Origin of the sequence: Sorangium sp. So ce1014 (assembly GCF_051521505.1) — a bacterium.
Lineage (GTDB): Bacteria > Myxococcota_A > Polyangia > Polyangiales > Polyangiaceae > Sorangium.
Window position 1 is genome coordinate 5,278,702 of record NZ_CP150356.1, and the last position, 25,484, is coordinate 5,304,185.

Annotated in this window: 20 protein-coding genes and 1 pseudogene; 11 read left to right on the forward strand and 10 right to left on the reverse strand. The window is 73.4% G+C overall.

Annotation, left to right across the window (positions count from 1 at the left end):
- Positions 1–8: 8 nt before the first annotated feature.
- Both WME75_RS20120 and WME75_RS20125 read right to left on the reverse strand, forming a co-directional pair.
- Complete coding sequence (locus WME75_RS20120) at positions 9–1,199, reverse strand: hypothetical protein (protein ID WP_437493196.1); 1,191 nt, start codon at positions 1,197–1,199, stop codon at positions 9–11.
- A gap of 425 nt (positions 1,200–1,624) precedes the next feature.
- Positions 1,625–4,384 carry a transglycosylase SLT domain-containing protein gene (locus WME75_RS20125; protein ID WP_437493198.1) on the reverse strand — a complete coding sequence of 920 codons (2,760 nt, stop codon included), beginning with the start codon at positions 4,382–4,384 and terminating at the stop codon, positions 1,625–1,627.
- Positions 4,385–4,659: 275 nt separating this feature from the next.
- Here WME75_RS20125 and WME75_RS20130 point away from each other — a divergent pair, with 275 nt between their 5' ends.
- The 4 genes and pseudogenes from WME75_RS20130 to WME75_RS20145 all read left to right on the forward strand — a co-directional run.
- Positions 4,660–5,142 (forward strand): MarR family winged helix-turn-helix transcriptional regulator, encoded by a 483-nt coding sequence (locus tag WME75_RS20130; protein ID WP_437493200.1) that lies wholly within the window; start codon positions 4,660–4,662, stop codon positions 5,140–5,142.
- Between the two features lie 344 nt (positions 5,143–5,486).
- On the forward strand, positions 5,487–6,659 hold the full coding sequence (locus WME75_RS20135) for a hypothetical protein (RefSeq protein ID WP_437493202.1): 1,173 nt from the start codon (positions 5,487–5,489) through the stop codon (positions 6,657–6,659).
- A gap of 215 nt (positions 6,660–6,874) precedes the next feature.
- The gene (locus WME75_RS20140) at positions 6,875–7,672 is read left to right on the forward strand and encodes a CDP-alcohol phosphatidyltransferase family protein (protein ID WP_437493204.1); all 798 of its coding nucleotides are present in this window, start codon (positions 6,875–6,877) and stop codon (positions 7,670–7,672) included.
- 221 nt (positions 7,673–7,893) lie between these two features.
- A pseudogene (locus WME75_RS20145) lies at positions 7,894–8,526 on the forward strand (phosphatase PAP2 family protein); the annotation flags it as partial.
- A gap of 47 nt (positions 8,527–8,573) precedes the next feature.
- Here WME75_RS20145 and WME75_RS20150 read toward each other — a convergent pair.
- The gene (locus tag WME75_RS20150; RefSeq protein ID WP_437493206.1) at positions 8,574–9,284 is read right to left on the reverse strand and encodes a cob(I)yrinic acid a,c-diamide adenosyltransferase; all 711 of its coding nucleotides are present in this window, start codon (positions 9,282–9,284) and stop codon (positions 8,574–8,576) included.
- Positions 9,285–9,383: 99 nt separating this feature from the next.
- On the opposite strand from WME75_RS20150, the gene WME75_RS20155 reads away from it, so the two are divergent.
- Positions 9,384–10,961, forward strand: a complete 1,578-nt coding sequence (locus WME75_RS20155) for a hypothetical protein (protein ID WP_437493208.1) — start codon at positions 9,384–9,386, stop codon at positions 10,959–10,961.
- Between the two features lie 73 nt (positions 10,962–11,034).
- Positions 11,035–12,198 (forward strand): molybdopterin-synthase adenylyltransferase MoeB, encoded by a 1,164-nt coding sequence (gene moeB, locus WME75_RS20160; RefSeq protein WP_437493209.1) that lies wholly within the window; start codon positions 11,035–11,037, stop codon positions 12,196–12,198.
- Between the two features lie 99 nt (positions 12,199–12,297).
- On the opposite strand, the gene WME75_RS20165 is transcribed toward moeB, so the two are convergent.
- Positions 12,298–12,630 carry a hypothetical protein gene (locus WME75_RS20165; RefSeq protein WP_437493211.1) on the reverse strand — a complete coding sequence of 111 codons (333 nt, stop codon included), beginning with the start codon at positions 12,628–12,630 and terminating at the stop codon, positions 12,298–12,300.
- A 267-nt stretch (positions 12,631–12,897) separates the two neighbouring features.
- On the opposite strand from WME75_RS20165, the gene WME75_RS20170 reads away from it, so the two are divergent.
- The 5 genes from WME75_RS20170 to WME75_RS20190 all read left to right on the forward strand — a co-directional run bounded on the left by WME75_RS20170 (position 12,898) and on the right by WME75_RS20190 (position 17,391).
- A complete protein-coding gene (locus WME75_RS20170; protein ID WP_437493213.1) occupies positions 12,898–13,266 on the forward strand; it encodes a hypothetical protein in 369 nt (122 codons plus the stop codon).
- Between the two features lie 205 nt (positions 13,267–13,471).
- A complete protein-coding gene (locus WME75_RS20175; RefSeq protein ID WP_437493215.1) occupies positions 13,472–14,488 on the forward strand; it encodes a tetratricopeptide repeat protein in 1,017 nt (338 codons plus the stop codon).
- A gap of 56 nt (positions 14,489–14,544) precedes the next feature.
- On the forward strand, positions 14,545–15,582 hold the full coding sequence (locus tag WME75_RS20180; protein WP_437493217.1) for a hypothetical protein: 1,038 nt from the start codon (positions 14,545–14,547) through the stop codon (positions 15,580–15,582).
- 49 nt (positions 15,583–15,631) lie between these two features.
- A complete protein-coding gene (locus tag WME75_RS20185; protein ID WP_437493219.1) occupies positions 15,632–15,847 on the forward strand; it encodes a hypothetical protein in 216 nt (71 codons plus the stop codon).
- 62 nt (positions 15,848–15,909) lie between these two features.
- Positions 15,910–17,391, forward strand: a complete 1,482-nt coding sequence (locus tag WME75_RS20190) for a hypothetical protein (RefSeq protein WP_437493221.1) — start codon at positions 15,910–15,912, stop codon at positions 17,389–17,391.
- A gap of 6 nt (positions 17,392–17,397) precedes the next feature.
- On the opposite strand, the gene WME75_RS20195 is transcribed toward WME75_RS20190, so the two are convergent.
- The 6 genes from WME75_RS20195 to WME75_RS20220 form a co-directional block, all read right to left on the reverse strand.
- Positions 17,398–19,272, reverse strand: a complete 1,875-nt coding sequence (locus tag WME75_RS20195; protein ID WP_437493223.1) for an ArnT family glycosyltransferase — start codon at positions 19,270–19,272, stop codon at positions 17,398–17,400.
- Complete coding sequence (locus tag WME75_RS20200) at positions 19,269–20,255, reverse strand: hypothetical protein (protein WP_437493225.1); 987 nt, start codon at positions 20,253–20,255, stop codon at positions 19,269–19,271. Before WME75_RS20200 ends, WME75_RS20195 begins: the two co-directional genes overlap by 4 nt.
- Positions 20,256–20,306: 51 nt before the next feature.
- Positions 20,307–21,095, reverse strand: coding sequence for a hypothetical protein (locus WME75_RS20205; RefSeq protein WP_437493227.1), 789 nt, complete (start codon positions 21,093–21,095; stop codon positions 20,307–20,309).
- Positions 21,092–21,514, reverse strand: a complete 423-nt coding sequence (locus WME75_RS20210; RefSeq protein ID WP_437493229.1) for a hypothetical protein — start codon at positions 21,512–21,514, stop codon at positions 21,092–21,094. The genes WME75_RS20205 and WME75_RS20210 overlap by 4 nt, the downstream gene beginning before the upstream one ends.
- A gap of 115 nt (positions 21,515–21,629) precedes the next feature.
- Positions 21,630–23,699 carry a hypothetical protein gene (locus WME75_RS20215; protein ID WP_437493230.1) on the reverse strand — a complete coding sequence of 690 codons (2,070 nt, stop codon included), beginning with the start codon at positions 23,697–23,699 and terminating at the stop codon, positions 21,630–21,632.
- A gap of 233 nt (positions 23,700–23,932) precedes the next feature.
- On the reverse strand, positions 23,933–25,444 hold the full coding sequence (locus WME75_RS20220; RefSeq protein WP_437493232.1) for a metallophosphoesterase: 1,512 nt from the start codon (positions 25,442–25,444) through the stop codon (positions 23,933–23,935).
- Positions 25,445–25,484: the final 40 nt, after the last annotated feature.

The window sequence follows — 25,484 nt, forward strand, 5'->3', positions numbered from 1 at the left end:
GCGCGGCGCTAGAGATCGCCGTGGATCGGCGTCGGCACCCGCCACGCGACGATCTCGGCGTGCTGCTCGCGGCTGAAGGGCCGCTCGAGGAGCCGCGGGCAGCACTGCCGCGAGCGGAACAGCTCGAGGATGTAGCTCATGCGCTCGTTCAGGGACGCCCAGTCCTCGGCGCCGCAGCCGTCCGTCGTCTGGTCGTGGGCGTCGTACTTGTGCAGGAGCTCGTACAGCTCGCGATCCTCGATGGTCGCGAGCTCCGCGCAATGGAGCGGCAGGCCAGGCGGCGCAGGCAGGTCGTGGCCGAGCTCGAGGATCTCGTCCGGGAAGCGCATGGTCATCATTGCCTTCGTCGCGACCAGCCGCCAGACCGCCTGCAGCTTCTCGATCTTGTCGAGGACCAAGGACTGAAGCGCCTCGGGCAGGTACCCACCGCGCGGGCCGACCGTGTCGATCGTGCAGCGGATGGGCGCGTTGAGCGCCCGCGCGATGTACATCTGGAGCCGCACCTGCTCGTGCAGCCCGACGCGCGCGTTGGCGAGGAGGATGAGCTCCGCCTTCTTGTCCTGCTCGTCCGTGAGCATCGCCTCGTGGTAATGCTCCATGGCGCTGCGGAGCAGCCCCTGCCCCCCCTGCGGAGACGGCCCCGGCTGCAGCCCTTCGAGCAAGGCCGCGAGCTCGGCCTTCCCGGGCCGCGGGCAACCCCGATAGAGCCGGATCATGCGGGCGAACAGCGGCCCGAGCTCCCCGAACACCTCGAGGTTGCCGGCGGCGATGTCCGAGCTCAGCTCGCCGAGGATCCGCTCCGGCAGCGCCATGAGCTCGGCCCCTTGTCCCCACCAGGGCGCGATCAGCTCGATGGCGCTGATGCGCAGCGCGCTCCCTCGCTCGGGCTCACCCAGGCCGCGCCCCCTCAGGATGCGCGGCAGGAGCGCCTCCCGCTCTTCCTCGTCCGAGAGGATCAGCCACCGGAGCACCGACGGCACCTCCTCGTTGCGGATGAACGTCCCTGCAGTCTTGGAGGCCCACGTGGCGAAGGAGCACCAGTGGGCGTTGCCCCCGCCGAGCAGCTTCACGAGCTCGGCGGAGAGCTCGTGGTAGCACTGCGTGATGAGCAGGTTGCGCAGCACCGGCTGGCCCTCCAGCGCGATGATCGCGTGCACCTTGTCGAGCAGCGAAGGCAGCTCGGACGTCTCGACAGGCATCCCCCTCGCAGCGACCCGTGCCGAGCGTTCCACGACGCCGCTTCGCGTCACGCGAGGCGCCGGGTGCGGCGCCTCCGCTGCCAACGAGGCCTCCGCTGCCAGCGAGAAGGAGGGCCGATAGGCAGTGTCCTGGAAATGTGCGGCGTGTTCGCTCGCTGTTACCGCGGACATCAGCGGCTTTGCAGGGGTCGTCATTCTCCCGTGCTATCTCCAATTGATGCCAGATGTCCATACCTGTCCATAAGTCCATGGTGAGAAATGCGGGCTGGCATACCTGGTTCTGTTCCGGACGCTGATAGTGTGCTGAGGAGTTGCTGAGCGCGCGGCTTCCCCCTTGCGCTGGGTTGAGCGCCGCAGCGCAGCAACGTCGCAACGTCGCAACGTGACGGCGCGCGCGCGCGCGCGGCCGTTCGTCACGGAGTTGGTCACGGAGACGGAGCGGGAGGCGCGGGCGAGGCGGGGGCGGTCGTCGCGAGGGGGTTTCCGCCGCTTCCACCGGGGCCGCCGCGGGGCCAGGTCGTGACGCTCACGCGGCGCTCGCGGGCGAAGGTCCGCGCGACCACGGCGCGCACGTCCGCCGGCTCGACCTCCTCGAGCGCGCGCAAGAGCCGCGGCAGGCTGCCCGGATCGAGCGCGGCGCGCAGCCGCAGATCCGTGATCGGCCGCGGAGACGCAGGCGGCGGCGCGACGGCGGCGCGGCGCGCGAGCTCCTTCTCCAGATCGAGCTTGAGCAGCGCCTTCGCGAGCGACAGCTCCTTCCATGTCGGGCCGGACGTCGCGAGCGACGCGAGCTCGGCGTCGAGGCGCTGCTCCAGCTCGGCGGCGTTGCGCGACGGAGCGGGCGTGAGCTCCACCGCCGCCACGCTCGCCTGCGCGCCGAGCGACAGCCGCCCCGTCACCTCGGACGCGAGCTGCCCCTCGGTCACGAGCGCCTTCGCGAGCCGCGCGATGCGCGGGCCGGTGAGGATCTCCATCGCCACACGGAACGACGCCTCGTCCGCGCCCCCCTCCGGCGGCGCGATCCAGCCGTAGAGCAGCCGCGGCGCCGGCACCGCGTCCTCGAGGACGATCCGCTCCTCGCGCGGGTGCGGCCCGATCGGCCGCTCCGGCTCCGCGACGACGCGCTGCAGCGAGCGCGCCAGCGCCTGCTCGACCGCCGCGCGCGAGACGTCGCCCGAGAGCGCGATCGTCGCCTGGGCCGCGGCGCGCTCGCGCCGGAGCGACTCGGTGAGCAGCAGCTCGCTGGCCGCGCCCACGTCGGCGCGCGCCCCGAGCAGGGTGCCCTCGAGCGGGTGGCCCGCGGGGAACAGCGCCTCCCCGAGCGAGAGCCATGACGGGCCATACGGCGTCCGCTCGAGCGCGCGCCGCGAGGCCGCGCTGGCCTGCCTCCTGAGCTCGGCCACGCGCGCCGCGCTCGCCTCGCCGAGCAGCATCCGGAGCCGCGCCGCGACAAGATCGACGCCGACCTCGAGATCCCGCGGCGGGACGGTGATCGCGACGCGCGCCTCGCTGGCGAGCGCCGGCCCCGTCGCGCCGGCGTCGCTCGCGGACCGCGCCGGGACCGCGACGGACGCGCTGATCGAGACGAGCGGCGCCGCGGGGTCCTCCCGCAGATCGACCGCGATGCCGCTCGGGAGGCGGAAGCGCTGCACCTGCTCCAGGCCGAGCCCCGCGAGGAGGCCGATCTGCTTCTCGATCGCCGCCTCTCGGCCCTTGAGGGCGCGGCGCGCGCCCGGGCCCTCGGCGACGTCGAACGGCGACGCCGGGGCGAAGCGGCCGCTCCGGAGGCCGAGCGGGTCGTCCTCGAAGGCAGGGCGAAAGCCGACGTCGCCGCCGATCATCACGATCGGGAGCTTCGCCTCCAGCGCCGCCGGGTTGCCGAGGAGCGGCATCGGCTCCGGCGCCTGGCCGGGCGGGATGAAGAGCGGGAGCCGGTTCCGGCCGAGCGACACGGGGCGGGGCGGCAGCGACGCGTCGTCCAGGGCGAGCTCGCCGCTCGCGCCGCGCGGCGGCAACGCGGCGGACACGCTCGACAGGCCATCGCCCTCGTCCTCGTCGAGCTCCTCGTGGTCGAGGTACGCCGGGAAGAGGGCCATCGCGCGCGCGACGCGATCCGCGGGGAGCGAGATCAGGTGGTCGACGCGGCCCGGCGGGACGCGGTCGCGCAGGAGCTCGGGGTTGTGCTCGCGCAGCACGGCCGTCGAGATGCCCGCGGCGCGCGCGACGGTGCGGAGCCGCGTCCCCGGCGGCACCGCGACCTCGCCGAGGTCGAGCGGCGCGAGCGGCGCGACGTCGGGCAGGTCGAGCCCGAAGCGCGCGCGGTTCGCCGCGACGATCCCGAACGCCACGATCTGCGGCACGTAGTCCGCGGTCTCCTTGGGAATGGCGCCCGCCTGCGCGAGCTCGGCGACGCCGATGGGCCCGCGGGTCTCGGGATCGCGCGCCGCCGCGACCTTCGACAGCGCGCGGAGGACGCCCTCGTGGCCGACGTTGTACGCCGCCAGCGCGAGATCCCAGCGGCCGAAGCGCTCGTACAGGTCGCGCAGGTGCGCGGTCGCGGCGTCGGTGGCGCGCGTGAGGCTCATGCGCGCGTCGATCCACTCGGACTGCTCCAGCCCGTAGGCCTCGCCCGTCCTCGGCATGAACTGCCAGAGCCCCGCCGCGCCGGCCGGCGAGACCGCCCGCGGATCGAAGCCGCTCTCCACCGCCGCGACCCAGAGGAGATCCTCCGGGAGGCCCGCCTCGCGGAGCGAGCGCTCGACGATCTCGCGGTACGCGCCGGCGCGCCGGAAGCGGCGCTGGAAGACGGCGCGCCCCTCGTCCGACTGGGCGAAGAAGCGGACGAACCGCATCGTGCGGCGCGTGAGGGGGACGTCCAGATCCGGCATCGCCAGCGTGGCCAGCGCCGCGCCGCCGGGGTCCTCGAGATCCTCGTCCATCGCGGGCTGGAACTCGCGCACGAGCAGCGCCGTGACGACAGGCGGCGCGTCCCCGGCAGGCGGAGCGCATGCCAGCGCCGGCGCGACATCGGCCGGCGCCCGATCGAGCAGGCCGGGATCACGGAAGGCGCGGTACGCCGCCGAGAAGGACGCGCGCACCGAGGGCGCCTGGCCGACCGCCGCGCCAGAGAGGCAGATCAGCGCGCCGAGCCCGGTCCACAGAGCGGCTCGCCGTGCCCAGCTCATCACCGCCGATCTTGCTCCGAAACCGTCCGCGGGCGCTACGGCAAAGCGCGGAGACGGCGGCGGCGATGTGCGCTGCTCGACGGTGCGCCCCTCCCCGGGCGCGCCTCCCTGCCCCTCGGCATCGTCTCCCCTCCTCTCCCCGCCGGACCCGTCCCTGCGGGGATCCAGCCCCGCGGCGCGCCTCGCGCCCGCTCCGCGGCCGCCCATTCACCGGCCGGCCCTCCCTGCGGCCAGCACTAGCCACCTGCGTCCGGGCGAGCTAGCACGCGTCGACGATGCGCTCGTCTCAAGCCGCGCGCCCAGCGGAGAAGACCTCTCGGCTAGGCGAGGTGCTCGACTTCATGAAGCTCCTGTGGGCCGTCGATCACGGCCTGCAGTCGACGTCGAAACGCATGGAGGCGAAGATGGGCGTGACGGGTCCGCAGCGGCTCGTCATCCGCATCGTCGGACGCTACCCCGGGATCTCCGCCGGGCAGCTCGCCGAGATCATGCAGCTGCACCCGAGCACCCTCACGGGCGTGCTCAAGCGGCTGCAGCAACGCGGCATCATCGAGCGCCGGGTCGATCCGAAGGACGGCCGGCGCGCGCTCCTCGGCCTCACCGCGCGCGGACGCGAGCTCGACAGCCTCCGCACCGGCACGGTGGAGGCGGCCGTGCGGCAGGCCCTCAAGACGATGCCCCGGCGCAAGCTCGAGGCCGCGCAGGATGTGCTCTCGGCCGTCGCCGAGGCGCTGCAGCCGCAGCAGGCCGACGAGTAGCGTCGCCGGCCGGATCAGCGCGCGCGGCGCGCGTTTCAGTCCGGGCAGCGCGGATCGGTGGGCGCCTGGCAGCCGCGACGCGCCGGAGCCGCGTCGCGCGGAGCGAACGGTGCTTCGCGCCGGGGAGCGCAGCGCGATCTACGCGAAGCGCACGGCTCCGCCGCGACCGGCCGACCCTGCGGACATCGAACGGAGGAGCAGCGGTCGTCCCGCACGGCAACCCGCTTCCCGCGTCCCCGAGGCGGCGGGAGGCGCCGCGCCGGACCCGCGAACCGAGGCCTTCGACGCGGCCTCCGCCCGGCGCGCGGCGCGCCGAGGGCCTCTCATCACCACGACGAGGAACAATGAAGCACTGGGTTCTTGGCGCGATCAGCGCGGCGATCCTCGCCGCAGCGTGGGGCTGCGGCTCCGGCGGAGGAAACGGCGGTGCCGACACAGGAGGCGGCACCGCAGGGACGGGGGGCAGCGGAGCAGCGACAGGCGGCGGAGGGAGCGGGAGCCAGGCCGCGGCCTGCACGATCACGGCCCGAGGCCTGGAGGTGAGCGGCGGCCGCGGGACCACGCCCTCGATCGCATGGACCGGGTCGGGCTTCGCCATCGCCTGGCAGGAGCGCGGCGCCGACGAGGGCGACATCCACCTCGCGGTGGTCGACGCGGAAGGCAACAGGCTGGGGGAAGAGGCGATCGAGGCAGGTCCGGGCGTCTCCAGACACCCGAGCGTCCACCGCGACGGAGAGGGCCTGCTCGTCCTCTGGCAGGCCGAGGACGGCACGGGCAGCATCGTGCGCGGCCGCCGCGCGACGCTGGAGGGCGTCCCCGACGGCGACGCCTTCGAGCTGGTCCAGAGCGGCGCGGCCGAGTCCTGGCCCATCGCCGCCGCGGGCCAGGACGGGATCGCCCTCGCGTGGATGGATGCGGGCGGGTCGCTGCTCGGCTTCCTCGACCGCGGCGCGCTGGCCAACGCGACGCCGCTGGACCAGGCGCAGTTCCCCGCGGTCGCGACCGACGGCGAGAGGACGGTGCTGGCCTGGACCCAGGGCGACGCGCTCGGCTTCGCCAGGCCGGGCCGGGGGAGCGCGCCGCTCGATCGGATCGCCCACCAGGGCGTCAATGCGAAGCTGACGCGCGTCGCGCTCGGCGGGGACGACGCCTTCGTCGCCTGGGAAGACACCCGCACGGGCACCGAGCAGGTCCGCGCGATCCGGATCTCCGCGCAGAACGAGGTGTCCCGCGAGGCCCTCGTCTCGCGGGCCGAAGGCAGCGCGAACTGGCCGGCGCTCGCGTGGACCGGGCGCAGCCTGGCCGTCGCGTACTACCAGTTCCGCGACGGCGCCCCGGCCGTCTTCGTGGCGCTGCTGAACCGCGATCTCTCGCCCGCCGGCGTCGACGTCGAGGCGAGCGGCGGCGGCGGCGCGCCCGCCCGGTACCCGGCGCTGGCCTGGACGGGCCAGGAGCTCGCCATCGCCTACGCGGAGGAAGACCGGGGCATCCGCCTCTCGCGCGCCAGCTGCAAGTAACCGGCGCCGCGCTCGCTCGCGCGCTCCCCGCCGCGTCGCCGCCGCAGGTCGCTCGCCCGCGGCGGCGCCGCGGCCGGGGCGCCCGCGGCGGCGCCGCGACCGGGGCGCCCGCGGCAGCGCAGGACGGCCGCCCGCGTCGGCCCGGATCGAACCCTGCAACCGCTCCTTGGGTGGCCGTTCTCCCCTGCGCCCTTGCGATCCTAATCTGCACAGCCGTGCTCGGCGCCTACGCCGTGCGCGTCGCGCGCCACGGCCGACCCGCGATGCCGCGGCTCGGCGCGTCCCCGGGGAGCGCGCTGCTCCCGGGCTCCGTGGTCGAGGCCTTCTACTGGTCGTTCCACGCCCCCGCGCGCGCGCTCGTGCGCCTGGGCGTCTCGCCGGACACCCTCACCTACCTCTCGCTCGCCCTGTCGCTCGCCTGCGCGCCGCTGCTCGCGATCGGCCGCTTCCGGGCCGGCGCCGCGCTGCTCATCGCCGGCGCCGTCCTCGACGCGCTCGACGGCATGGTGGCGCGCGAGGGTGGCAAGGCGTCGCGGGCCGGCGCCGTGCTCGACTCGTGCCTCGACCGCGTGTCCGACGCCGCGCCGCTCATCGGCCTCGCCGTCTTCTACCGCGGGCACGCCGTCGCGCTCGCGATCCCGCTCGTCGCCATGGTCGCCTCGTCGCTCGTGAGCTACGCGCGCGCCAAGGCCGACGTCTACCGGATCGCGCTGCCCAACGGGCTGATGCGCCGGCACGAGCGGCTCGCCTACCTCGTCGCGGCGCTCGTCTTCGGCCCGGCCGTGCCGGCCACGTCGCTGACCGGCGCGCTGCCCTTCCCGATCACGCTCGCCTGCCTCGCGCTGGTCGCGGGCGTCGGGCTCGCCGCCGGCCTGCGGCTCATGCAGCGGACGCGCGCCGCCCTGGCGGCCGCCGACGCGGCGGAGCTCCCCGGGCCGAGGACGACCGCGCGCCCCGAGGGGGAGCGCCGGCGCCTGCTTCGCAGCGGCAAGGCCACAAGCGCGCCGCTTTGATCATGCTCAGGCACGCGCGCGCGCTCTGGGGCCCCCTCTGGTGGCTGCCGGCGTTGCCGTGGCTCGCCTACGTCGCGCTCCTCGCGAGGCGCGGCGCCGCGCGCTGGGACCACCTCGCGGTGGCCGCCCTCGTCGCGACGAGCGCCTACGCGAACGCGCGCTCGCGGCGGTTCTTCGTGAACGCCCTGCCCTTCTTCCTGCTGTTCCTCGTGTACGACGCCATGAAGCAGCTCGGCGGCGGGCTCGTCGCGCCGGACGACGTCCTCGGCTGCGAGCTGCGCTCGGCCGAGCTCGCGCTCTTCGGCGTGGAGATCGGCGGGCGGCGGCTCACGCCGGGCGATCTGCTCGTCCGGCTGGAGCGCCCCGCGCTCGATCTGCTCTGCGCCGTCCCGTACGGCGGCTACGTGCTCGTGATGGTGGGGCACTGGCTCCACCTCTACCGGAGCGACGCGCTCGCGGCGCGCCGGTTCGCCTGGCTCGCGTTCACCACGCACCTCCTCGGCATCGTCACGTACCGCCTGCTGCCGGCCGCGCCGCCCTGGTACGTGCGGGCCCACGGGTGCGCGATCGATCCGGCCGCCCAGAGCTCCCCCGCCGCGCTCGTGCGCGTCGACGCGATGCTCGGGATCACCTACTTCCGCGACCTGTACAGCCGCGGCGCGACCGTCTACGGCGCGCTGCCGTCGCTCCACGTCACGTACCCGCTCTACGGGCTGCTCGTGACCTTCCGCACGGCGAGCGCGCCGTCCCTCGTCGTCCAGCTCGCCTACGCCGTGACCATGCTGTTCGCGGCGCTCTACCTCGACCACCACTGGCTGCTCGACGCGCTGCTCGGCTACGCCTACGTCGCGCTCGCGTGGGCGATCGTCCTCTGGACCTTGCCCGACCGGGGCGGCTCGGATCAGGCGAGGTGTGCCTTGCCGCCGCTCGCCGAGACGTCGGGCTCCCAGAGGAGCTCCGGCGTGCCGAGGAGCGCGGCCGCCCAGCGGCTCCAGACGAAGAGCGCGTCGCTCAGGCGGTTCAGGTAGCCGACCGCCTGCGGATCGGCGTTGCCCCCCTGCGCGAGGCGCACGCAGCAGCGCTCGGCCCGGCGGCACACCGTCCGCGCCACATGGAGATCCGTGTTGAGCCGCGAGCCGCCCGGGAGGACGAACGAGCGCAGCGGCGCCAGATCGGCCTGACAGCGGTCCATCTCGACCTCGAGGAGCTCGATCTCCGCCTGCGTCACGCGGGGCTGCTTCGGGTGCACGTCCTCCGGGAGCGTCGCGAGGATCGAGCCGAGGTTGAAGAGCTCGTGCTGGACGCGGAGCAGCGTGCGCCCGAGGTCCTGGAGCCGCTCGGCGCTCCCGGCGGGCGCGCCCGGGAGGAGCTCGATCAGCGTCTGCCGCGAGGCCCCGATCAGCGCGTTGAGCTCGTCGACCGTGCCGTAGGTCTCGATCCGCGTGTCGTCCTTCGGGACGCGCTGCCCGCCGACGAGCCGGGTCAGCCCGCCGTCCCCCTGCCGCGTGTAGACGCGGTTGATCGTGATCTTCGGCGCGCTGAAGACGCGCCCCGCCTTGTCCTCGGCCTCTGCCCGGGGAGCGCCCGTCCCGCGCGGTTCGTCGTCGTTCACGGGGATTTCACGTAGGGCGTGCGCGCGCGAGGGTCAAGGAGCCCCGCCGGAGGGGCGGCATTGACGATCGTCCGGATGGAGTGGAACAGTCCTTTCCCTATGCGCTCCCCCGGACCGTCGCTCCGTCGTCCGTTTCCCCTCGCCTTCGTCCTCGTCGCCGCGCTCCCCGTCGCGGCCGGCTGCGCCGCCGAGCCCGCCGCGCGACCCGCGCCCCAGCCCGCCGTCACGGCGGAGATGGCGCGCATCGCCGAGAGCCAGCGGCGCTTCGACGAGGCGAGCCGCGCGCTGTCCGACAAGCGGTACCCCGAGGCCCGCGCGCTGCTCGACAAGGCGAGCGGCCTCGGCGTCGACTCGCACCGGTACCAGATCGGCGAGCTGCGCGAGAAGGTCGACCGGCGCGAGGCCAAGCTCCGGGCCAGCGAGGCCGCCGAGCTGCTCGATCGGCAGGACTGCGAGGGCGCGTTCGCCAGGCTGTCGGCGCGGATCGACGAGCTGAAGAGCGAGGCGTTCACGCAGGAGGCCCGGAAGCTCGTGGCCTCGCAGGCCGTGGCGTGCGCGAGCGGGAAGGTCGACGCGGCGACGACCGCCGGCAAGTTCGCGGACGCGCGCGCGTTCGTCGCCGCGCCGCCGACCAGGGCGGTCCTCGGCGACGAGGCCGCCGATCGGCTCGCGGCGGAGCTCGACGCCACGATCGCCGAGGCCCTCTACGGGCAGATCGAGCCCGACATCACGGCCGGGCGCTGGGCGAGCGGGGTCGAGAAGCTCGACGCCGCAGTCAAGCGGGGGGACGCCTCCGAGGAGCAGGGGCGCGCGGTGCTCGCGCGCGTCCGCGCGGCCGCGGCGCCGCGGCTGACCGAGCTCGCCGGCAAGGCGGTCGGCGCGCGGGACGCGGCCGCCACGCTGGCGCAGCTCGACGCGACCCTCGCGCTCCTGCGCTGGGACGCGCTCGCGCCCGACACGGCCGATCTGCAAGGGAGCAGCACGGCCGACTTGCCGGGGAGCAGCGCGCTGCCCGAGCCGCTCGCGCGCAAGCGCTCGGCCCTGGCCGCGTGGGTCGAGGCGATGCAGGTCCGGATGAAGCCGATGAAGAAGCCCTCGATGCGCTGGTCCCACGGCACGGTCGCGGTCGCGCCCGCCTCGGACGTCGACGGCGAGCCGAAGCACAGCCTCCCGCCCTCGACCCCCGTCTGGATCCTCGGCCAGACAAAGGATCTCGCCCTTGTGACCGCGGTCGATCCCGGCACGGCCGTGCTCACGGCGGCGCTCGAGGTCGCGATCGGGTGGGTGCCGCTGCCGCGCCTCGCCCAGGAGCCGACCGTCGACTGGCTGCCGCCGAACGATCAGCTGAAGGGCGAGCGCGTGTGGGGACCGCTCCGCGAGAAGCAGCCCACCTTCGAGCTCGGCGTCGTGAGCGACGTCCAGGGCGCCGACATCCTCGTCCGGCGGCTCGCGGACGACGCGGAGGTCACGCTGCCGCGCAAGCAGCTCCGCAGCGCGCGCCTCGCCCCGGGCACGAAGGTGCTCGCCCTCTGCAAGTCCGAGAACGAAATCGCGACGATCATCGCCGTGCCGCCCGCCGGCCGCGTCGCACGTATCGAGTGCGCAGGGGGCGTGCAGAAGGAGGAGCCGCTCGCCTCGCTCCGGTCAAGACCCGATCTCCTGCCCCGAAGCCGCTAGAAAATCCGCCTCCGTCCGTCCGTCGTTGACTCGTAGCGCCGCGCACCTAAGTCTCCCCATCTCAGGAGCCACGATGCCCACGACCTATAGCGACCTCATCTCCGACGTCCGCAAGTCCATCCGCGAGCTCTCGCTGAGCGAGCTCAAGCGCCGCCTCGACGACAAGGTCCCGATCGTGCTCCTGGATGTGCGCGAGAAGGAGGAGTACCGCGCCGGCTACATCCCGGGCGCCATCTCGATCCCGCGCGGCTTCCTCGAGATGCAGGTGGAGCAGAAGCTGCCGGACAAGGCGGCGCACATCGTGGCCTATTGCGCCGGCGGCACGCGCTCGGCGCTCGCCGCGAAGACGCTCCAGGAGCTCGGCTACACGAACGTCGAGAGCGCCAACCCGGGCTTCGTCCGCTGGAAGGACCTGAACTACCCGGTCGAGCTGCCGCCCAACCTCACGGAGGCGCAGCGCGACAGGTACTCCCGCCACCTGCTCCTGCCCGAGGTCGGCGAGGCGGGGCAGGCCAAGCTGCTCGCCGCCAAGGTCCTCCTCCTCGGCGCCGGCGGCCTCGGCAGCCCGGCCGCCCTGTACCTGGCCGCCGCCGGCGTCGGGACGCTCGGCCTCGTCGACGCCGACGTTGTCGACAACTCGAACCTCCAGCGGCAGATCCTCCACGCGACCTCGCGGGTGGGCATGCCCAAGGTCGACAGCGCCGAGGTGGCGATCCGCGACCTGAACCCCGACGTGAAGGTCGTGAAGTTCCAGGAGCGCGTCGACAGCTCCAACATCGACCGCATCTTCGACCAGTTCGACATCGTCCTCGACGGGTGCGACAACTTCCCGACCCGCTACCTCGTGAACGACGCCTCGGTCTTCAAGAAGAAGCCGGTCGTCCACGGCTCGATCTTCCGCTTCGAGGGCCAGGTGACGACGTTCCTGCCGGGCGTCGGCCCTTGCTACCGGTGCCTCTATCCCGAGCCGCCGCCCCCGCACCTCGCGCCGAGCTGCCAGGAGGCGGGCGTGCTCGGGATCCTCCCCGGGCTCGTCGGCATCATCCAGGCGACCGAGGTGGTGAAGCTGATCCTCGGCCAGGGGACGCCCCTCATCGGCCGGCTCCTCACCTACGACTCGCTGCGGATGAAGTTCGGCGAGCTCAAGCTGCGCCGCGACAAGACCTGCCCGGCGTGCGGCGAGTCGCCGACCATCACGAGCTACATCGACTACGAAGGCTTCTGCATGATCGGCTGATCGCCGCGCTCTGGGCAACGCGGGCGGCGCGGGCGGCACGACGATCAAGCGACTGCGCCGCCCGAGGCGCCGCGCCGTCCGGCGAGGCCCTCCGCGATGTCACGAGGGGTACTGGACCACGGTGCTCTTCTCGGGTCGCTCGATGCGCTCCACGCGGCTCGTCACGACCTGCCGCTCCTGCCCATCGGGGTCCATCTGGGTGAAGTAGATGGGGGCGCCGACGCGCGCGTTCTGCGGCTCCGGGATCACGACCCCGTTCGGGTTGATCCGGACCGCGCCCTGGAGCTTCAGGTGCAGCGCGAGGTGGGCGGGCCTGAACCTCCGCGCGGCCCGATCGCGCACGGCGACGCAGATCTCGTCGCGGACGTGATACTCCGTGTTGCGGGTGATGAAGACCCGGTGCCTGCGGCGGTCGTTGCCCGTGTAGCTCATGGTCGCTCCTCCGCGCCCTTCGGCGCGACGCGCATCCTGGCAAGGCGCGACGCGAGTGGCCAAATTCGTCGCCGCCGCGCGGCCCCTGCGTCCCGCACACAACCGCGTGCCGCAGCAACTTTGTGCTGATCTCAACGTGCTTCTGGGAATGCCGAGCGCGTCGGTGCCACGATCGCGATCGCAATGCCGCCCTGCGAGCGTCTACCCGGTCCCGGTCTGGCGAAGGTCAAACGCCCGCCTCTTTTCCAGCGACGGCGCGTCGAGCTCGTGACCTGCTCGGCGGGGCGCCTCCACGCGCTGTTCGACGTCGCCGACGTGGTGAGCGAGGGGAGCACCCGCAACGAGGGGGGCGCGCTCGTGTACTACGGGTCGACAAGCCTGCTCGTCGCGCTGCCGGCGGACGTGCCGCTCGCGGCGCCGCTCGACCGGGCGCTCGCGCTCGACCCCCACCTCCGGCTGAGGGCGCTCCGCGTCGCGCAGCGCGAGGCGGCCGCGCGCGCGGGGGGCCCGCTCGGGCCGCTGCAGGCCGAGATCCGCTGCGGGCTCGCGCCGCGCGCGGCGGCGGTCGCGTTCGCGCTGACCGTGGACGTCATGGCGCGCGTGCTGGTCACCACCGGCAGGACGGCGCGCGCGTGATCGCCATGCGAAGCAAGAATACCCCCCTGGCACCGCTCGCCGTCGCGCCGCCGCGGCGAGCGCTCGCGCTCGCGATCTCCACTGCGTGCCCTATTGACGCGCGTGTCCACGTGGAGAACGGGAGCACTCCGGCGCGAGGCGGGGTACGCTCCCCGCGGCGCGCTCAGCCTCTGCCGATCCTCGGCGCGGAGCCCGCGACGCTGCGATGAGCAAGAAGGACCGTTCCGCCTCCGGCGATTCCGACAAGGTGATCCACGTCGTGTTCGGCCCCGGCGGGGGCCGGGTGTCGGAGCCCCCGCCCGCCCCGCGGACCGGCGAGCCGGAGGCGCCGCAGCCTGCGCCGGGCGCGCGCGAGCCGGTCACCGATATGTTCACCGGCACGGAGGTCGGGCGGCTGCTCGGCATCTCGCCCGGGCGACTGCGCTCGCTCGATCGCGCCGGCATCGCGTCGCCGAGCGGCCGCCGGCAGGGACGGCGCGCGTACACCTTCTCGGATCTGATCGCCCTGCGCGCCGCGCGCGATCTCATCGCCCGCAAGGTGCGCCTGCGCGACGTCGCGCGGGCGATCGACAACATCCGCGCCGCGCTCCCCAAGGTGACGCGCCCCCTCGCCGAGCTCCGCGTCGCCTTCGACGGCAAGGCGGTCGTGGTCCGGGGCGCCTCGGGCGCGTTCGAGCCGCTCACGGGGCAGATGGTGCTCGACTTCGAGGTGAAGGAGCTGCGCGACGACGTCGTGCGCGTGCTCCGCCCGAAGGTCGGCAGGGATCGCGCGCGCACGGCCTACGAGCTCTACATGCAGGCCAGCCAGCTCGACGAGGATCCGGCGACGATGAACGAGGCCGAGGCGCTCTACCGCCGCGCGCTCGAGATCGACCCCTGGCTGGCCATCGCGTACACGAACCTCGGCAACATCTGCTTCCGGCGCAACGCCGAGGAGCAGGCCGAGGCGCTCTACATGAAGGCGCTCGAGCTCGACGCGGCCCAGCCGGAGGCGCAGTACAACCTCGGCTACGTGATGCTGGAGCGCGGCCGTGCGCCCGAGGCCATCCGCTACTTCCGCGGCGCGATCGAGAGCGATCCGCGCTTCGCGGACGCCTATTACAACCTCGCGATGGCGTACGAGCAGATCGGCGATCCGACGAAGGCGCGCCCGTGCTGGCGGAGGTACCTGGAGATCGAGCCGACCGGCACGTGGGCCGAGATCGCGCGCCGGCATCTCTGAGCCCCGCGCCGCGGGTTGGACCTGGAGGCCCTCTTTTCCGGCATACTGCGGGCCTCATGGACCAGCAGGGCGCACCGCTCGGCGCGGCAAACCACCCCCCTGGCGGCTATCCGCCGGGTGGAGGCCCACCGGGCGGCCACGGCCCTCCTCCCGGCGGCTACGGGCCTCCCGGCGGCTACGGGCCTCCCGGCGGCTACGGGCCTCCCGGCGGCTACGGCCCTCCCGGCGGCCACGGTGGTCCTCCGGGCGGCTACGGTGGTCCGCCTCCGCAGGCGTTCGGCCCCTCTCCGGGGGGCTTCGGCGGCGCGCCGCTCAGGCCTCCGCCGAGGCGGTCGCACCTCGGGCTGATCCTCGGCATCGGCTGCGGAGCTGTCTTCCTGCTCTGCATCCTCGCCGGCGCGGTGGTCATCTATTTCTCCACGGGCGTCACCGCCCGCGAGATCGCCAGGCTGCCTGAGCCGCTGCCCACGGCCCCGGCCGCCGACCGCCCCGTCGACGCGGCCGCGGAGCAAGGCGTGCACCGCGCCGAGATCCGCGATCTCCGGACCTTCGCCGCGCGCGCCGGGAAGCTCCAGCATTTCGTCGGCGAGATCCACAACACCGGGACGGTCGCCATCGGCTCCCCGAGCGCGAAGGTGACGCTCTACGACGCCGGCAACGTCGCCCTCCTGAGCGGCGACTGCGCGACCCAGGTGCGCCTCTTGCCGCCGGGCGAGAAGGTCCCGTGCGCGTTCGCGTCGCAGCGTCCCCCCGGGCTCGCCGCGTTCAAGGCCGAGATCGCCCCCGCGGCCCCTTCGTTCCGGGGGAAGCTGGCCAAGCTCAGCATCGCCGACACGAAGTTCACGCCGACGCGCGGGCAGAGCCCGTACCAGGTGGCCGGCAGGATCACGAACGAGTCCCCCTTCACGGCCCGGTCCGTGCTCGCGATCGTCTCGCTTTACGGCGCCGACGGCAAGATCGTCAGCGTGGGTCAGATCGCCGTGGCGGGCGGCGATCTCGCCCCGTCGGCGAGCGGCGACTTCGCGGCGAGCATCGTGGATGTCGCCGACGCGCCCGCGACGTGGCAGGTCTTGGCGGTCGGATACAGCGAGTGAGCGCGAGCGGCTGTCGCGGCGCGCTCCAACCGATGGAGAGGTGAACGAGATGAGCGACGTGGGATCGGCCCGGCGGGCCAAGGACGAGCTCAAGGCCAAGATCGCCGGCGAGCCGTGGTGTGTTGGCGTCGGGGTCGAGCGAGAGGACGGGGTCGGCTTCATCGTCCGCGTCAGCGTCCGGTCGGGAGGGGCGGCGGCAGCGCGCGCGGCCATCCCGGAGCGGATCGGCGGCGTGCTGATCAAGCTGATCGAGAACGACCCCTGAGCACGGCCGATCCGCGCTCTCCGTATCGCCAGGTCGCGCAAAACGTGTAAGCTGCGCGCCTCGTGAACGAGCGCAATCTCTCCCGCCGACTTTCCACGAGCATCGTCGATGCACTGAAGGCTCACGGACACATCCTGGTGGCCAGGGGCGGCGCGACCGCGCTCGCGCGCGAGCTCGAGGACAAGATGTCCGCGGACATCGCGACCATCGCGCCCCGGCTCGAGCCCTACGCCCTCGTCGACGGAGAGATCACGACCACGTTCGGCACCGACGAGCTCGACGACCAGGTCGAGGAGCTCGTCGCGAGCCTCACGGGCACGCTGATGGAGTCCGAGCACGTCGAGGACATCTTCACCGAGGACAACGTGATCAAGCGCGACGTCTTCCGTGTGATGCGCGACGCGCTGCTCGGGCCGAGGCCCGAGCTCGGCCTCGAGGACGACGGCCCGGTGCAGGTGCGGCTGGACACGCTCGGGTATGTCGCCTCGACCGTCGGCAAGCGCGCGCCGGTGGAGGTCTTGCGCGAGTCGCTCGCGCGCGCGGCCGAGAGCGCCGGCGGCAAGCTGACGGCCTACGACGCCGAGCTCCGCGAGGCGACGTTCTCGCTCGAGAGCAGCGACCCCGACGCCCGGCTCGAGATCGAGGAGGCCGTGGCCGACGAGCTCTCCGATCTCGTCGAGGCGAGGGTGGTGACGCTCCCGATGATGGAGCGCCGCTTCGAGCTGCAGCGCAGGATCGACCCCGGAGCGCGCGGCGGCCTGCGCCAGCGGATCGACGCCATCGCCTCGAGGATGCTGCGCGAGGGCGGCTGCGCCGCGTCGTGGGAGCTCGCGGGCGACCGCATCCTCAGGCTCAAGCTGACCCCGCTGTCCGAGCAGGACGCGCTCGAGGTCGACAGCCACATGACGGAGCTCACGCACGAGATCGGGGCGCTGCTCGGCGAGCCGCTCGGCGAGCTCGACGGGACGAGCCCCCCGGCCGTCGCTCCGCTGCGCGGCGATGCCCCCGCCTCGCGGCGCCGCGAGCCGACGCCGCAGCCGGTGGGCACGGACGACGACGACCTCGAGGACGAGGATCTCGACGACGAGGACGAGGGCCTCGAGGACGAGGACGGGGACCTCGAAGACGAGGACGAGGGCCTCGAGGACGAGGGCGAGGCGGACGAGGATCTCGACGACGAGGCGGACGACGGCGACGACCTCGAGGACGAGGAGATCGAGGGCGAGGCGGACGAGGACGAGGCGCCCTCGAAGCGGCTCGCCGCGCGCGAGAAGCCTCGCAAGCCGGCCGAGCCCGAGGTGGAGCGGCCCGCGTCGAGCAAGCCCAAGGCCGCGGCGGTCCGGGGCGCGAAGAAGGAGCCGGCCAAGAAGGCGGTCGCCGCGACGAAGAAGGCGCCCGCCTCCGCGGAGAGGGCCGCGACGGGGAAGGCCGCCGCGAGCGCCGCGAAGAAGGCGGCGAAGGCTCCGGCGAAGAAGGCCGCGCCCGCTTCCACGAAGAAGCCGGCGAAGGCTGCGGCGAAGAAGACCGCGGCGAAGAAGCGCTGATCGCGCTCAGCGGGTCCGGCTGTTCCGGTAGACAAGGATCACCGGCACGCCATCGAGCCCGGCGATGTGCTCCGGGCTCGTGGTCCCGAACGCGACCCACGCCTGGTACGCCTGCCCGAGCATGTGCTTCTCGTGGTGGTAGAGGGCGAAGTCCGCGCCCGCGACCGCCCCCACGCCGCGGATGTCCTTTCGCAGCCGCCCGTCGCGCAGCAGCATGTCCCACGCCTGGCCGGCGGTGTCGTGGATGTACACCGTCCCCCGGGGCGGGACGTGCTCGTTGAGGTAGTCCACGACCGCGCCCGTCGTGTAGCCCCAGAAGGAGCGGTTCAGCCCGAGGCTCGCCCCGCCGGGCGCGCCGCCGACGAGCGGCGTGTAGCTCGAGAGCGCCCACGGATGCGCGTGCAGCGTCTCGGCGATGGGCGCCGCGACCACCGCCGCCCCGAGCAGCGCCGGGACGAGCGGGCCGCGCGCCGCACGCGCGAGCGCGGCCCCCTGCGCCCCGCGCGCGGCGACGCCGGACGGCGCGCCGGCGCCGCGCCGGGCGAGGAGCAGCGCGCGGAGCCCGGCGCGCGCGCGCCTCACCGCGGCGGAGAACGCGGCCCCGGCGAACAGGGCGATGAACGGGTAGGCCGTCATCCAGTGCTTCGTGCCGCCGAAGATCGGCGTGCTCGGGGAGAGCCACGCGCCGTAGACGGCGGCGATGGCGAGGAACCAGAGGAGCGCCGTGCCGCCGGGGTCGTGCGGCGGCGGCCGGAGCCGCGCGGCGAGCGCGCGCGCCGCGGCGAGCGCGGGCCTCTCGCTGGCCGGGGCGAGCCGCGCCGCCGCGCGCGCGAGCGGGTAGAGCAGGCGCTCGCGCGCGGCCGCGCAGAGCCCCGCGACGAAGAGGCAGAGCGTCACGACGGGCACCGTCGCCGCCGTCATCACGGGCGCGTAGGCCCTCGGCATCGGCGGCGTCCAGTAGTTCCGGCCGAGGAACTCCATGTTGTAGTACTCGTGGTTCAGGTGGAACGACGCGTACTCGCGCAGGCGCGGGAGCGGTTCGCGCCAGATCCACGGCCAGAGCGCGTAGAAGACGAGGGGGCCGATCGTCGCCATCGCGGCGAGCGCGGCGACAGATCGCCGGGCCCCTCGCGGCGGCTCCGGCGCCGCGACCGGGGCGTCCGCCGGCGCGGCCTCCGATGACGGCGCGGCCTCCACCGCCGGCGGGTGCGCGACGATCCGCTCCCTGAGCTCCAGGGCGACGGCGTGCGCGACGCAGACGATCGGCAAAAACCACGAGTTGTGCTTCGTGTCGAGCGCGAGGCCGAAGGTGATGCCGGTGAGCACGGGCCACAGCGCGCCGCCTTCCCGCAGCGAGCGCCAGTACGCGTAGGCGCACAGGGCCCAGACGGTCACGATCGGCGCGTCGAAGCACGCGAGGTGCGCGTGGTAGAAGTACCGCGGCAGCATCGCGAAGAGCGCGGCCGCGGACGCGCCGGCGAGCCGATCGCGCGCCTGCGTGCCCCAGAGGTACACGAGCGCGACCCCTGCGCCCGAGAGGACCATCGCGGGGAAGCGGTAGCTCGTGCCCTCCATGTCGAAGAGCCCGAGCCGCTTCTGCAGGAGCAGGTTCGACAGCGCGAAGAGCGACTTGATGAGGCCGGGGTGCTCGTGGTTCACCGACCACGCGGCGTCGACGATCGCCGGTTCGAGCGCGGCGCCCGGCGCCTCGAGCAGCGCCTGGAACCACGCGCCGTAGCGGCTCGCGGCGTGGAAATAGAACCCCTCGTCGCGCGCGTAGCCGAGATCGCCCGCGGTCGCGAGCAGGAGGGCGACGTACGCCGCCGCGAACGCGAGCGCGATCAGGCCGTCGGCGGGCGCGAGGGGCGCCGTTCGCTTCATCGGGTGTCTGCCTCGAAGCAGTAGTGGCGGTGCGTGTAGTCCGCGGACCGCACGGCGAGCTCCACCTCGGCGCTGGCCGCGCCCGCGTGGGCGGCGAGCGGGAACTCGAACGCCGCCCACCCGTCGCCGTCGGCGTGCGTCGCCTCGCCCACGGTCTCGCCGTTCACGCGCACCGACAGCGTGACCGGCGCGCCGCGCCGCTCGCGCTCGATGATCCAGTACATGCCCGCGTGCCCCCGGATCACCGAGCCGAGCGGGACGTCGCGGAAGCGCGTGACGATCTCGCCGTCCCTCGGCGGGTGCGACCAGATGCACCGGCGAGGGCGGAACTCCTCGTCCGCGATCACGGTGACCCCCACGTTGAAGAACGGCCCGCCGGGGCACTCGAAGCGCTCGGCGGGGAACGTCGGGTGGCCGCCGAGGCCCCCGGCGGCGATCCGCGCGCGCGGGTTCCAGCGGCACGCGGCCGGCGGATCCGTCACGCGCACGTCGGCCGACGCCGGCGCCACGTGATCGACGAAGTCGTACACGACGCGCGCGGGCGACGGGTTCACGAGGCGCCGGAGCACGAAGCGACCGTGCTCCTGCCGCGCCTCCTCGCGGAAGCCCGCGAGCTCCTCGGCGCGGTGCCCGAGGACGCTGATCTCGACGGCGGCCGCGTAGCGGCTCTCGTCGGGCCGGGCCGCGTCGCGCAGCGGCATCAGCTCGTCCCCGAGCGCGCGGCGCGCCGCCGGATCTGCCCACGCGGGCGCCACGACCACGAGATCCCCGGGCTGCTTCATCGCCGCGAGGGGCGCCGTCACCTCGCGCCATGCGTCGAACGCCGGAGCCCTCTCGCTGAAGTGGACGTGCATCGCGAGCTCGCCGAGGCCGAGCGCGGGGAGGCCGACGAGCGCGAGCAGGCCCAGGGCGCGGACCCGCCCGCGCGCGCGCGCCGGTCTGCCCGCGGGCGGGGTCGTCTGTTGCGGTTGCGCCGAGGTCATGGGGCTCTCCGGGCGAGCCGTGGGTTGCTGTCGACGGCCTTCGCCACCGGGCTATGGGCGGGGCCACCTCAGGAGTCGCTGCTCGGCGTCCAGGGCGATGACGACGTCCCGGAAGCTCCCCTTGAGTCGCCCGAGCGCGAGGAGGAATCCGTTCCAGTCTTCCTCGGCGACGTGGGCTCCGAGCTCCATCATCGGATACATCAGCTCCTCCCGCGCCGCGTGCGAGCCGAACTCCTGGATGCACGAGAGGCGCGCATGCGCCACCTCCCACCTGGCGGCCGCCGCTCCGCCGGCCTCGAGGAGGTCTGCGGCTCGAAACAGGACGTCCGTATCGATCTCGTCCAGCAGGTCCAGCACGCGTCGCGTCCACATGCGCGCCGGGGCTCCGCTGGGGAGCACGCGGCGCACCAGGCTCGCGTACGTCATGGCCCTGCGGCCGTCCGCGGCCCCCGCGAACGTCGCGAGCGTCAAGGAGCGGCGCTGCGCGGTGGTGTCCGGCGCGCTGTCCAGCGCGTGGTAGGCGGCGACGGCCCGGGTCACGTTGTCCAGCCGCTCCGCGTCGGGCACGTCATCGCTGTCGTATGCGCGCGGGACGAGGGGCGCATGGGTCTCGAGGTCAGCCATGTACGCTACCTGAGAGAACTCGTCCTCGTGTTCCCGGATGCCATCGCGAGCGAGGAACATCGGCAAATCCTTGCGATGCAGGTATTTGCACGTCGTCTGTTCCGGCTGATCGAGGATCGAGCCCCACGTCAGGCAGAAGCCGGCGCCCGGCCCCAGCGTGAGCCCCTGGGCCGGGTTGTGGATGCAGTTGCGGCACGAGAACAGATCGGTGCTCATGCCTTCACAAAGTAGTGCCGCACGTGAGGACGCGCCCACTCCGAGAGCTCTTTGCGAGCGATCCGGGAGACATCGAAGCTCCAGTGGACGAGCGCCTCTTGGCGCCTGACCGCGCGCGGGAGCGCCCGGGCCGCGAGCTCGCGGGCAGCTGGATCGGGCGCGGACCTGAGCTCCTCGCGCAGGGTGCCGACCAGGGCGTCGTGGGAGACGACGCCGTGACCTTCGTCGTAGATCTTGGGTTGAATCAACTGCCAGAGCTGAGGCCCGAAGTCGACGATGGTGGCCGGGTCGATGCTCAGGGAGGTGAACCGCGTGCGCTTGCCGCGAGCATGGACGATGTGCTCGGCGTAGGTCGACTCGTCGGCGAGGTTCGGCGGCGTGATGCCGTCGGCCTGGTCGCGGCGGTAGTAGGGCGTCACGAGCTCCTCATGTCGCGCGAGTATCCGTAGACTTTCGCTCGATCGTCAAGGGCAGGGCGATGCCGGGCAGCGCTCCGCCCGGCATGGACGTCAGCCCGGAGGACGGGGCGACCTGCTACATCTCGATCGCGTAGACGACGCTGCCGAGCGGCATGCGCTGCATGCGCTCCTCGATCACCCCGCGGAGCCCCTTCCAGGCCCCTTCCTGCTCGACGTAGGTGTCGCGGAGGCGCAGCGCGCCGGCCTTGTCGCCGCGCGCCTTGATGCCGAGCACCGTCCTCGCGAGCGCCTCGGCCGCGGCGGGCAGCTTGTCGGCCTGGATCGCGAAGCACCCCTTGTCCGTGCCGTTCGCCGCCACCTCGCCGCGGTGGAAGCCGAGCGCGCCCGCGTCGAGCAGGCTGCCGAGCTGGATCGCGGCGAGCTGACCGTAGGGCCGCGGCTCGCCGCCCGCCGTGTGCATGCCCTGCCCCACCTGCCCGAGCGCCCAGATCACGTCCCTCGCCTCGGACATGCGGGCGAGCGCCGGGTCGAGGACGCCCTGCTGCACGAGCCAGCCGGTGAAGAAGAGCGCGCCGGTCTGGGCCTTGAGCTCCTCGAGCATCGACGCGAGCGGCCCGCCGTAGATCTCGCTGTCGGTCTTGCCCTTCACCTTGTAGCCCTGCGCCGGGCCCAGGTTGTGGGCCGCCTCGTGCAGCACCGTGCCGAGCGTCGCGACGGGGCGCTCGAGCGAGACGCTCTCCATCGTGGTCTTGCAGAACAGCGACGCGGTCGCCTCCCGCAGCGCCGCGCGGCTGTCGTCGTCGTGCAGGAGGTTCACCATCGCCACGGTGCGGCCGCGGCCCTCGGTGGCGACCCGCCCCCAGTTCGGCAGGCTCTGCCCCGCGGTCCCGCCGGTCGCGGCGCGCGAATCGCCGGCGTTCACCAGGACGTCGATGAAGTCGGGCAGGTGGAACGCGACCTTGCGCGCCTTGTACGGCGCGCCTGCGAGCTGCGCGAAGGCCGCCTCCATGTCGGCCTTCACCGGGTCGAGCTTCTTCTGCCAGGTGAGCGACTCCTGGTTGATGCGCGCGAAGCTCATGTGGAAGCCCGCCTTGCGGTTGCACGGCTCCCAGTACGTCTCGTCCGGCCCCACGCGCAGGTACCACGCCGAGTTCTCGGCGTTCATCTTCGCCCAGGGCTCGTCCGCGAGCTCCCAGCCGTTGTCGAGGAACGCCTGCGACGCCGCGAGCAGGTACGCCTTGAAGGCGGCCTCGCCGGGGCTCTGGATCGCCTCCGCCGCGGCCTTGAGCTCCCGGCTCACCGCCTCCATCTCGGGCTTGTAGGCCTCGCTGTACGGCACGGCCTTGAGCGCGCCGCCCTGCTCGACGACCACGGTGAAGGGGGCAAGGAGCGCCTGCTGGTCCCGCCGCGCCTCGAGCGTGGCGCAGAGCTTCTTGTCCTGCTGGAGGCGCGCTGGGTAGACGCCTGTCACGGGGGGCGGCTTGTCGGGCAGCGCGCTGCAGCTCGGCTCGTTGCGGCTCCTGGGCTGCTCGCACCAGGGCCCCTGGTTGCGCCAGAAGAGCGCCCGGCTCGCCGGATCGTCGGGCGGGATCTTGTCGGCCATGCCGGCGGAGCCGAGCTGCTTCGCGTGGAGCTGCTCGATGAGCTCGGCCACCTTGAGCAGGTGGCCGACGATGGCCCGGTCCTCGGCGGACGCGCCGCGGAAGTCGGACCGGAGGAGCGAAGGGCGGCCGGCCGCGAGCTCCGCGAGGACGGCGTCGCGGCGGCGCTTCTCGGCGTCGTCGAGCCCGGCGCGCGGGTGGCCTTCGGCCTTGATCCTTGTCATGGCCGCGTAGGCCGAGGTGAACTCCGGGGTGAACGCCCCGGCGGCGACCCAGGCGGGGGCCGCTGTGTGGTGCCAGAGCCCGGAGACCTCGTCCGGCTCGACCGCGCCCGAGCTGTTCCGGTCGGCGATCCAGAAGAGCGGCAGATCGAGCTCGACGGCGATGCGGTTGAAGTCGAGCCGGGGGATCTTGTCGAAGCGCGGCGCCGGGGGCGCGGCCTGGGCGGCGGTGGGCGCCGGGGCTTCCTGATGCGGCTCTGCCGGCGGAGGGGCGTGCGGCTGCACGCAGGCGGCGCCCGCGGCGAGGGCGGCGAGGGCGGCGAGCGAGGCGCGGGATGGGGGCATCGGGAGGGGGATCTTCATGGCTGGATCTCCGAGGTGGCCCTCGACCTGCGAGGCGCACGGGAAGCCGGGAGGCCCGCGAGAGCGCGTGGGCGCGTCGCGAGAGCGGCCGGCGCCCTTGTCGCGCCGCGGGAGCAGCTCCCCGCCCGCTCGGCCGCCGGACTGCCGGGGCGGGCGGAGCGTAGATCAACGGCGCACGGCGAGGGCGTGTTTCTGCGCCGGTCAGCGGTCGTGTCCCAGGGCCGCGAGCGGCCTCATGCGGCGGGACGGAAGCTCGCCGTCCTCGGCACCCGTTGCCCGAAGATGCCGGCCAGGAGCTCCCCCCCGCCGTAGTAACAAAGGTAGCCGGCCAGGGCGAACTTGAGCAGCACGGCCGACGCGGGCAGCGAGAGCAGGACGAGGCTGGCGAGCATCGAGCCGGCGCCCACGGCGAAGAGCCACCTCGACTCCACCATTCCCTTGAGCACGACCGACGCCGCGACGCGCAGCGCGCCCGAGATGAACGCCCAGATGCCGACGAGGATCACGAAGACCTCGACCATGTGGCCGCGACGGAGCACCACGAGGCCGAGCAGGAGGCTCGCCACGCCGCGCACGAGGGAGAGGAGACGCCGGACGGTCGGCTCGCGCGACGCGCCGAGGAGCGACAGGGCGCCATCGAGGAGGGCGTACGCAGCGAAGGCCGAGACGAGCAGGCGCCACCCCGCGGACGAGCCGTGACCGACCGAGATCGTCAGGACGCCGGCGCCCACGGAGAGCGCGAGGACGCCTTGAGCGATGAGGACCCACCGGGAGCGCTCCGGCCGGGTCGGCTTCGGGAAGAGCGTCCTCGCCGCGGAGAAAGCCGCGGTCACCGGGTTCTTCGGCGCCGCGGGCGCGCGGCCGGGCTCCGCCTCCGGGAGCACGACGGGCATCTCGCGCTCGATGGCGCGACCGTCCTTCCACTCGAGATAGCGCACGTGTCCGTCCGGCGAGATGCGAAGGAACGAGTTGCGGGGGCCGGTCCATGAGCCGCTGTTGAAGTACCAGTCGCCGATGCGACCTGGCTTGTGGGTGTGTCCGAGCACCGTCACGTCGTATTCGCCCTTGTCGAGCTCTGCTCGGACCCCGACCACGTGCTCGCCGAGCCGGTCCGGGTTCTGCGCCGGCGTCAGCTCCGAGGTGGGGCGCACCTCCTTCGTTTCGCCCTGGCTACGGTGAACCGTCGCCAGGGAGCGCTTCCAGATCGTCAGCATCGAGTCGCCGAATTGCTCGAGGACATCCTCGACGCTCTCGCCGCTCGTGAGGAGGGGAGAGCCGTTCTGGTCCTCGAAGACGCCGGCGAAGATGGAGAGCATGCGGCCGAAGCCCGGGTCGTCCCCGGCGTTGAACGGATCGGTCTCGTGCCCGTGGCAGAAGCGGAACCGTCTGCCCCCGAGCTCCCGGACGAAGGGCGCGCGCATGCAGGCGAAGAAGGGGTGATGGAGGAAGTCCGTGTCGATGAAGTGCGCGAGGTCGATGTCGTGGTTGCCGGGCACGTAGACGAGCCTCAGCGCGGCGAGCTGATCGAGGAGCGCCCGCCGCTTCACGAGCAGGAGGCTGAGGTTCATCTGCCAGAGCTCGAAGAAGTCGCCGAGGACGAAGAGCTCGCCTCCCTCGCTGCCCACGTGGTCGAGGAATGCGCGCAGCTGCGGCGTCTTCTTGCCCGAGTCGAAGTTGTCGCGCGCGCCGCCGTCACCGATGTGCAGGTCGCTGATGACGAAGATGTCCCTGGCTGCGCCGTCCATCGCCTTGCTCCAGGGCCGAGCGATCCCGCGATGAGACGGC

What these genes read in the sequence shown, in the direction of transcription:
- WME75_RS20120 (WP_437493196.1), bottom strand. Translation starts at nt 1,199, where the DNA reads ATGCCTGTCGAGACGTCCGAGCTGCCTTCGCTGCTCGACAAGGTGCAC.
- WME75_RS20125 (WP_437493198.1), bottom strand. Translation starts at nt 4,384, where the DNA reads ATGAGCTGGGCACGGCGAGCCGCTCTGTGGACCGGGCTCGGCGCGCTG.
- WME75_RS20130 (WP_437493200.1), top strand. Translation starts at nt 4,660, where the DNA reads ATGCGCTCGTCTCAAGCCGCGCGCCCAGCGGAGAAGACCTCTCGGCTA.
- WME75_RS20135 (WP_437493202.1), top strand. Translation starts at nt 5,487, where the DNA reads ATGAAGCACTGGGTTCTTGGCGCGATCAGCGCGGCGATCCTCGCCGCA.
- WME75_RS20155 (WP_437493208.1), top strand. Translation starts at nt 9,384, where the DNA reads ATGCGCTCCCCCGGACCGTCGCTCCGTCGTCCGTTTCCCCTCGCCTTC.
- moeB (WP_437493209.1), top strand. Translation starts at nt 11,035, where the DNA reads ATGCCCACGACCTATAGCGACCTCATCTCCGACGTCCGCAAGTCCATC.
- WME75_RS20165 (WP_437493211.1), bottom strand. Translation starts at nt 12,630, where the DNA reads ATGAGCTACACGGGCAACGACCGCCGCAGGCACCGGGTCTTCATCACC.
- WME75_RS20175 (WP_437493215.1), top strand. Translation starts at nt 13,472, where the DNA reads ATGAGCAAGAAGGACCGTTCCGCCTCCGGCGATTCCGACAAGGTGATC.
- WME75_RS20180 (WP_437493217.1), top strand. Translation starts at nt 14,545, where the DNA reads ATGGACCAGCAGGGCGCACCGCTCGGCGCGGCAAACCACCCCCCTGGC.
- WME75_RS20185 (WP_437493219.1), top strand. Translation starts at nt 15,632, where the DNA reads ATGAGCGACGTGGGATCGGCCCGGCGGGCCAAGGACGAGCTCAAGGCC.
- WME75_RS20195 (WP_437493223.1), bottom strand. Translation starts at nt 19,272, where the DNA reads ATGAAGCGAACGGCGCCCCTCGCGCCCGCCGACGGCCTGATCGCGCTC.
- WME75_RS20200 (WP_437493225.1), bottom strand. Translation starts at nt 20,255, where the DNA reads ATGACCTCGGCGCAACCGCAACAGACGACCCCGCCCGCGGGCAGACCG.
- WME75_RS20205 (WP_437493227.1), bottom strand. Translation starts at nt 21,095, where the DNA reads ATGAGCACCGATCTGTTCTCGTGCCGCAACTGCATCCACAACCCGGCC.
- WME75_RS20215 (WP_437493230.1), bottom strand. Translation starts at nt 23,699, where the DNA reads ATGAAGATCCCCCTCCCGATGCCCCCATCCCGCGCCTCGCTCGCCGCC.
- WME75_RS20220 (WP_437493232.1), bottom strand. Translation starts at nt 25,444, where the DNA reads ATGGACGGCGCAGCCAGGGACATCTTCGTCATCAGCGACCTGCACATC.